Origin of the sequence: Ligilactobacillus pabuli, from assembly GCF_022836475.1 — a bacterium.
GTDB lineage: Bacteria > Bacillota > Bacilli > Lactobacillales > Lactobacillaceae > Ligilactobacillus > Ligilactobacillus pabuli.
The window spans coordinates 1-213 of record NZ_BQXH01000078.1 but is presented as its reverse complement, the minus strand read 5'-3'; the positions used below and the strand labels follow the sequence as shown (position 1 = coordinate 213).

At 54.0% G+C, this 213-nt stretch carries 1 rRNA gene; it reads left to right on the top strand.

The features are described from left to right. Positions 1 to 213 (top strand): 23S ribosomal RNA (locus LPAF129_RS11165); the annotation flags it as partial.

Below are 213 nucleotides of genomic sequence, written 5' to 3'. Positions count from 1 at the left end.
CGTCCTCCCAGGGTTAGTCGGGACCTAAGCTGAGGCCGCAAGGCGTAAGCGATGGATAACAGGTTGAGATTCCTGTACTAGTTAGATTTGTTTGAATGAGGGAGGGACGCAGGAGGCTAACGGAGCGTGCAGCTGGAATTGCACGTCCAAGCAGCGAGTCGCAAAGCGAGTGAAATGCTTGCTTTGGTGTAAGATGAGCTGTGATGGGGAGCG